Source organism: Phytoamicus setariae (assembly GCF_016722925.1).
In the GTDB taxonomy this organism is placed as follows: domain Bacteria; phylum Pseudomonadota; class Alphaproteobacteria; order Rhizobiales; family Rhizobiaceae; genus Rhizobium_E; species Rhizobium_E setariae.
Genome location: NZ_JAEQNC010000016.1, coordinates 132,334 through 138,452, shown reverse-complemented (window position 1 = coordinate 138,452; position 6,119 = coordinate 132,334). Strand labels below are relative to the sequence as shown.

Genomic DNA, 6,119 nt, shown 5'->3' with positions numbered 1-6,119 from the left:
AGGTCGACAAAGCTTCCGACTTTACCGACCTCTTTAATCGTAGCTACTAATCTATAGCAAAACCGCTTCTAGCGGTTCAAGCGCAGCGTTTCAAACCTCCACCTTTGGTGGAGGTCATGACTTATGTGTCTGGCCGTAAAACAGGCATAGCTACGAATTCGTTTTCTGTTCTCTTGGCCGTTGTGGCGCCGCGGCCTTAGCAGGGAGAGAACGATTCCCCATCCTGGCCTGGGAAGCGAGATGGCGCCATTCCTGTCCAACGTCTGAACGCGCGCGTGAAATGCGCGGGATCGCTGTATCCCACCCTGTATGCGATTTCAGTCATGCTATGACCGCCTTCACGGATCAGCCGCATCGCTTCACTTCGCCGGGTGTCGTCAAGCAGTTCCTCAAATTCGACGCCACAGTATTTCAGGCGCCTCTGCAGTGTACGGACTGACACGCCAACTCTTCTTGCCACGACTTCCAGTCTGGACTCATGATCCTCTGAGAGCCTGTCGCCGAGCAGTCGTGCCACCGCCACCGTCGAGGTCACGGCCGTCGTTGCCTTCGTGGGTTCGTTTCCCGCGATTTTGAGCGGTAGGCCGAGCAACTCGCGATCGAATTCGATCATGTCATGCTCGCAACCCAGTTCGATGCCAGATCCCAGGCACTCCTCCAACGCCTCGACCCCTTGCGTCTTCGCCGCAGTCAGTCGAACTTTTACACAGGACGGCTCCCCCGCCAAAAGAGGCACTTTTCGCAGGACCGCCAGGCTACCGAGGATGAGCTGCCGAGGATCGAATTCGCAACGGTCCGCGAAGCGAAAGACGATTCGAGCGGTCTTGCCCTCCACCAGGAGGCGTATATCTGAACCGCGATGGATCGAAGTCACGTTGGCTGACGCAAGCGCGCATGCATGTGACACATCCTTTGCAGCGAGAACGGATTGTCCCCACCCGCCAAGGTCGCGGAGGTCGGTCGAGAAGCCGACATGCGCGCCTGCGAACGGGTCCCCTGCGATGGTCGCCATCTCATTTGCCAAGCGGAAGCACTGGGCACGCGCAAGCCAGCCATCGGCGTTCTGGAATACGTTTGGTGAAATTCCGAGGCGTCTGCAAAACTCGATCGCAGAGACGTCGTGCTTCGCCAGATAGGGCGCAATGGCCAGGATCGTCCCGATCCTGATCGAAGGTGAAGAATTCAACATCCGTGGCACCCACTTGGCATGAAAAGGCAAGACGGAACACGTGAACTATAGCAGTATGCGACTTATAGGAAAGGCCCTCGCGAGTAAGTTGTGCAGCGCTGAAGCGGATAGGCCAATGGTTGGAGTGCTGCGTCGGAGGTGCCAGGTCTGAAGATTCGCAAGTTGCGCGCGAAAAACATTTTTGTCACAATCGCCTGTCTAACCATATCGCACGCTACTACAGTTGAACGTCTTAGCAGTAATTGACCCTGATAAAGGAACGATATGATGATTTTGTCGATGAAACACCTGCTCGGCGCGACCTCGGCGCTTGTATTTCTTGCCGGAGTCGCGCAAGGGCAGACTGCGCCAAAGATGACGATGACGACGCCGATACCCGATTCCATCATCACTCCCGAGAGCGTCGAAACACGACTTGGGACGTTGAGATTCAACGATGGTTTCCCGGACAAGGCGACCTCCGAAAAACTCTACGACAACCTCGACTTCATGCGGGGCGTCGACGCCTTTCTCAATGCCATGCCGGGTGCGTCGGCCGAAGCGATACGGGTTGGCATTGCCAGCCAGGGTGCGGACAACAACCAGACAGTCCTGATCTTCGAAGACCTGATGGACTCGCGTTCGCTGTTTCTCACTGGCAACACCGAGAGCATCTACAACCTGATGTGGCTCGACACCAAAGCGGGGCCGCTGGTGATCGAAACGCCGCCGAACATCCTGGGCATGATAGATACCCACTGGTTCGAATATGTCGGGGACGTCGGAAATGCGGGTCCTGACCGGGGCAAGGGCGGCAAGTACTTGCTGCTGCCCCCCGGTTACAAAGGCGAGATACCGGAAGGCTATTTCGTGCTTCGGAGTTCGACCTACGGCAACCTGTTTTTCTGGCGAGGCTTCCTTGAAGACGGCAGCACGAAAACCGCCGTCGAGAACACGAAGACGTTTGCTAAAGTGTACCGCTTGTCGGAGGCCGGCAATCCGCCGGCAATGAAGTTTAGCAACATTAGCGGCAAGGAATTCAACACAATCCATTCCAACGATTTCCACTTCTACGAGGAGGTGAACGACATCGTTCAGTACGAACCGAACGAGGCTTATCACCCGGAAGTGCTGGGCCAACTTGCCGCCATCGGCATCGAAAAGGGCAAGCCCTTCGCGCCTGACGAGCGCATGAAGAAAATCCTGACCGAAGCCGTAGCGGTCGGCAACGCAACGGCGCGCACGATCACATTCAACGCGCGGATGAAGGACGCATACTACTATCCCGATAGTGCGTGGTTCACCGGTTTTGTCGGCGGTAGCTACGAATTCCTTCTTCAGCCCGGCGTTCGCTACCTGGATGCGCGGGTGCTGTTTCACTACTATGCGACGGGCATCACCCCGGCTATGGCGATAAAGCGTGTCGGCATCGGTTCGCAATACGCCGGAGCGACCACCGACAGCGAGAAAAAGCCCCTCGACGGCAGTAAGACCTACAAGATTCACCTGCCGCCGAACATCCCGGCGAAGACCTTCTGGTCATTCGTGGCCTATGACAACCAGACCCGATCGATGCTGCAGACAGACCAGCAATTCCCAAGCATAGGCAGCGACAAGAAGGACCTTGTCGTCAATTCAGACTCGTCGGTGGATGTCTGGTTCGGCCCGACGGCACCGAAAGGTCATGAGGCCAACTGGGTGCAGACTGTTCCCGGCAAGGGGTGGAATGTCCTTCTGCGCCTTTATGGCCCGCTAGAGCCGTGGTTCGACAAGACCTGGAAGCCGGGTGAATTCGAACCGGTCAAGTAGGATCAAAATGCACTCGAAAAATTATTCGCGACAGCCACATAGCCGCTAGCAGCTACTGATTTCACTCAGTAAAGCCGATCCGACTTGTTCTGTCGGATCGGTATCTGCTCGGGGGTACGAGCAGCGCCTGCGCGGGGTCGAGGATCGCATCCGAATCCGGCTGGGCCAACTTTTCCGTCGCCTTGGCGATGCCGACTGGCTCGACGGCGCGTTCAGCGCCGGTGACCTTCTGATGGTGTCGGTGCTGCTCAGGTTGAAAGGATCAGGTATACTGGACGAATATCCGAACCTCTCCGCTTATGTTGCCCGCGGCGAAGCGCGGCCCGCATACAAGCGTGCTTTCGACGCTCAGTTGACGGTTTTCACCGCCGCATCGGCCGGCTGACAAAGGTTCGCTGCGCCGCCAACAGCGGTCATCCGATGACCTCGATGGGCCAGATGGATTGCCGACCCACTTCAGGCTGTTTTCAAAGGCTTCTCTGCCGAGGCAAGCGGGATTACCTCGCATTTTATCCAATCGCCCATCACTCCGTTAATGGCACGTCGCTCATACTGTCCGCTTATCTCATTTTGGAGCGGATACGGATATGGCGCTTACGACACCAGCCCTGATTCTGCTGATCGTCAATCTTGGTCTGATCTGGCTGCTTCTCGCAGCGCCGATCGGCGTTCGCACGATTCGTCTGACGCGCATTCTCGGCGCGAGGCCGGAACGCATATGGGATATGGTCTACCCACTTGGTCGCGACAGGCTGTGGTTCCCGACCGTTCTGTCCAGCGAGCCCGGTGCCCAGACGGGCAGGGTGGTCCAGCGCTTCGCCCATTCCGATCGTCGCGGCAATCCCATTATCAGAACGTTGGCGATCAAGGCGGCTGAAACGACCGAGCGCCGCAGCTACGATGCGCGGGTGGTCGAGGACAGCGCGCTGGACCCGGCATTCTGGGCCAACTACCGGGAGCGTCGCGTCGTCGAAGCATTCCATGGAGGCACCGAGCTCACCATCGAGCAGACGGATCGCTACCGGGGTCTGGCGTTCTTCCTCTTCCGATTCTTCATGCTGAGGAGGGAGATGAAGCAGCTCGAACGTTGGCTGCAGACTGGCAAGGTCGAGCGATCAGGGCTTTTTGAGCGGCCATCGACGCAAGCGCTGCTCGCGGTGCTTTCAACGCTGATTCTCTGGCCGTTTTTTGGCCTCACGGCCTGGGGTTTGATGATCTCGACAATGCTGACGGTGGTCATCGCCCTGCATGAACTGGGGCACCTTGCCGCCTATCGCGCATTTGGCCATTCCGGCGTCCGGATGATCTTCATTCCGCTGTTGGGTGGTGTGGCGATTGGCGGGCGTCCCTATAATCGCTTGTTCGAGGTGGCGGCTTGCGCCTTGATGGGCGCCGGACTATCGGCGTTCTTCGTGCCGGTGGTAATTTCATTTCATATGGCGGCGGAAGGTTCTGCTTCCATGGGGGAGTTGGCCCATCCGGCTCTGTTGCTGTTGCTGATTCTCGGAGCTTTCAACTTCCTCAACCTGCTGCCGATGTCGCGCTTCGACGGCGGTCAGGTGCTCAAGCAGGTGTTTCCGACCCGCGACGGCCTGCTCGGTGCGACATTCCTGGTCACTGCGGGCGTGCTGTGGACGGGCTGGCGTTCCGGCGTCCCAGTCGAGGCGCTGACCGGCGGACTGGCGGTGATGGCGTTGCTGAGTTTTACAGCCATGGGCTCCGTCAAGCCCCGCGAGGCGCTCGACGAAATGAGTGTCAGCGAACGGCTGTTTTCCGGTTTCGGGTATTATGCGGCCCTGGCCGTCCATGCGCATGCGATCATATATGCATGCGACAGACTATTTCCGCATCTGGCCAAATGATCAGAAGCTGAAATAGGCTGCGACTGGCACATGGTCCGACGGCTTTTCCCAGGCACGGACATGTTTTTCGATGACGGTGGATGTCAGCCGGTCTGCGGCTTCCGGCGACAGCATCAGATGGTCGATGCGGATTCCCCAGTTCTTCTGCCACGCACCGGCCTGATAGTCCCAGAACGTGTAGGTCGGGACACCGTCGGTCGTGGCGCGCACCGCATCGGTGAAGCCGAGGTGCTCTATCTTTCGAAACGCCTGACGGGTGGCGGGCAGGAATAGAGCGTCATTTTCCCAGACTTTGGGATCCCAGCAATCGTGCGGTTCGGGAATGACATTGTAGTCGCCGGCGAGAATCAGCGGCTCCTCAAGCGCCAGGCGCTCGCGGGCATAGGCTTCGAGCCGTCCCATCCAGCCGATCTTGTATGGGTATTTGACCGGATCGTTGGAGGGGTTGCCGTTCGGCAGATAGATGCTGGCCACCCTGATCGCACCGCCCTCGACAGAAAATGCGGCTTCCATGAAGCGTGCGTGCTCGTCGGCCTCATCGCCGGGCAGACGTCGCATCACCTCATCCGGCTTGAGCTTCGAGAGGATCGCCACACCGTTGAAACCCTTCTGGCCATGCGTCTCGACGTGATAGCCGAGTGCTTCGATCTCCAGCCGCGGAAAGGCGTCGTCCTGGCATTTGATTTCCTGGAGACAGACGATATCGGGGTTCGACTCCTTGAGCCACGCCACGAGATTTTCGATCCGGGCGCGGACGCCGTTGATGTTCCAGGTGGCGATTTTCATGCGTGGCCTTTCGGTCGGACCGTAGCGCATAACCTTCAAACCGGAGAAAGGACTATGCGTAAATTCAAAATGCTACAGCGTCCTGGCCGCGTCTTGAATGACCCGCGGCGCTGTAGGGTCAAATGGCAAAACTCGTTCCACATCCGCAGCTTGCGACGGCGTTCGGATTCTTTATCTGAAAGGACTGCCCCATAAGGTCATCGACGAAGTCGATCTCCGAGCCTTCCATGTAGATGACAGACATCGAATCGATCAGCACGCGGGCATTGTTCTTTTCTATCACCAGATCGTCATCGGCGCGGTCGGCGACCAGGTCGAATTTGTAGGAAAAACCGGAGCAGCCGCCGCCTTCGACGGAAACGCGCAGTGCAGTCTTGCTTTGGTCTCTGGAGACGATTGCCGCGATTCGGCGGGCAGCCGCGTCGGTCATCGAAATTGTATGTGTCGTCATTGTCCTCTCCAGCCGGGTTCAAGGTCCGTGGGGCGGTTGTATC

The 6,119-nt window shown here is 58.0% G+C and carries 5 protein-coding genes and 1 pseudogene; 3 read left to right on the top strand and 3 right to left on the bottom strand.

Translation table 11 applies throughout. The features are described 5' to 3' along the window. Nucleotides 1–196: 196 nt before the first annotated feature. Complete coding sequence (locus tag JJB09_RS23075) at nt 197–1,189, bottom strand: AraC family transcriptional regulator (RefSeq protein ID WP_210341805.1); 993 nt, start codon at nt 1,187–1,189, stop codon at nt 197–199. Between the two features lie 279 nt (nt 1,190–1,468). On the opposite strand from JJB09_RS23075, the gene JJB09_RS23070 reads away from it, so the two are divergent. From JJB09_RS23070 to JJB09_RS23060, 3 genes and pseudogenes are all read left to right on the top strand, one after another. After that, nucleotides 1,469–2,977 (top strand): DUF1254 domain-containing protein, encoded by a 1,509-nt coding sequence (locus JJB09_RS23070; protein WP_201663448.1) that lies wholly within the window; start codon nt 1,469–1,471, stop codon nt 2,975–2,977. Between the two features lie 115 nt (nt 2,978–3,092). Beyond that, a pseudogene (locus tag JJB09_RS23065) lies at nt 3,093–3,362 on the top strand (glutathione S-transferase family protein); the annotation flags it as partial. A 202-nt stretch (nt 3,363–3,564) separates the two neighbouring features. Next, entirely contained in the window at nt 3,565–4,839 is a 1,275-nt protein-coding gene (locus tag JJB09_RS23060) for a zinc metalloprotease (RefSeq protein ID WP_201663447.1), read from the top strand. On the opposite strand, the gene xth is transcribed toward JJB09_RS23060, so the two are convergent. Continuing rightward, nucleotides 4,840–5,625, bottom strand: a complete 786-nt coding sequence (gene xth / locus JJB09_RS23055) for an exodeoxyribonuclease III (protein ID WP_201663446.1) — start codon at nt 5,623–5,625, stop codon at nt 4,840–4,842. A gap of 118 nt (nt 5,626–5,743) precedes the next feature. Next, a complete protein-coding gene (gene erpA / locus JJB09_RS23050; RefSeq protein WP_201663445.1) occupies nt 5,744–6,076 on the bottom strand; it encodes an iron-sulfur cluster insertion protein ErpA in 333 nt (110 codons plus the stop codon). Between the last annotated feature and the right edge of the window lie 43 nt (nt 6,077–6,119).

What these genes read in the sequence shown, in the direction of transcription:
- JJB09_RS23075 (WP_210341805.1), bottom strand. Translation starts at nt 1,189, where the DNA reads ATGTTGAATTCTTCACCTTCGATCAGGATCGGGACGATCCTGGCCATT.
- JJB09_RS23070 (WP_201663448.1), top strand. Translation starts at nt 1,469, where the DNA reads ATGAAACACCTGCTCGGCGCGACCTCGGCGCTTGTATTTCTTGCCGGA.
- JJB09_RS23060 (WP_201663447.1), top strand. Translation starts at nt 3,565, where the DNA reads ATGGCGCTTACGACACCAGCCCTGATTCTGCTGATCGTCAATCTTGGT.
- xth (WP_201663446.1), bottom strand. Translation starts at nt 5,625, where the DNA reads ATGAAAATCGCCACCTGGAACATCAACGGCGTCCGCGCCCGGATCGAA.
- erpA (WP_201663445.1), bottom strand. Translation starts at nt 6,076, where the DNA reads ATGACGACACATACAATTTCGATGACCGACGCGGCTGCCCGCCGAATC.